The organism is Methylobacterium sp. ME121 (assembly GCF_000974725.1).
GTDB lineage: Bacteria > Pseudomonadota > Alphaproteobacteria > Rhizobiales > Beijerinckiaceae > Methylobacterium > Methylobacterium radiotolerans.
The window spans coordinates 1-837 of the sequence record NZ_BBUX01000183.1 but is presented as its reverse complement, the minus strand read 5'-3'; the positions used below and the strand labels follow the sequence as shown (position 1 = coordinate 837).

At 72.0% G+C, this 837-nt stretch carries 1 protein-coding gene; it reads right to left on the bottom strand.

The features are described 5' to 3' along the window. Positions 1 to 837: polysaccharide biosynthesis/export family protein (locus ME121_RS32825; RefSeq protein WP_059410346.1), on the bottom strand; the 837-nt coding region annotated here is incomplete at both ends.

Sequence of the window (837 nt, the reverse complement as noted above, 5' to 3'; positions counted from 1 at the left end):
TGAAGGCGGTGAGGACCTTCTGGACCTCGGTGAAGGGCGCGTTCGACACGTAGATCAGGTCGCGGTTGCGCATCCGGAACGCCTGCGACACGAACAGGCTGTTGGGGTCGCGCATGTCGATCCGGTAGACCACCGGCACCAGAGGCGTGCCGAGCAGCTTCGAGCCGGGGCTGAGACGACGCACGACGCTGGCCGGCTCGAACCGGAAGATGAAGGTGCCGGCCGGGTCGGCGGCGAAGTCCGACAGGCCGCGCGCCTTGGCCAGCGCCTGCGCCAGCGTGATCCCGTCGGCCTGGAACGGCAGCTCGGTGCTGTTGCCCAGCGCGCCCACCGCGATGAAGGTCTGCGGGTCGCGCACCAGGGTCAGCACGTCGTTGGGCCGCAGGTAGATGTTCTCACGCGGGTTCGACACCACCGTGGTCAGCGGCACGGTCGCGGTCACCGGCCCGCGCGAGAGCCGCACGAAGGTCTCGTTGACCGGCGCGCGGTTGCCGCCGGCGGCGGCGATGACGTCGAGGATGCGGTCGCCGTGGCCCGAGAGCGGCAGGCGGGCGCCGGCGGCGCCCTCGCCGGTGACGGTGACGGCCTGGGAGATCGGGCGTGTGACCGAGACCAGCACCTGCGGCTGGATGGCCTTGCCGGCGAGCTCGTTCTCGATGAGCGCCTGGACGTCCTGGGTGCGGCGGCCGGCGACCTTGATGCGGCCGGCGTAGGGCACCGAGATGGCGCCGTCGCGCCCGACGGGCTGCTCGGGGATGAGGGCGGACTTGGAGCCTGCGGAGAAGCGGTCGGCGACGAGGGGCCCGGAGAACAGGCCGCCGGACCCGGCTTCCCAGA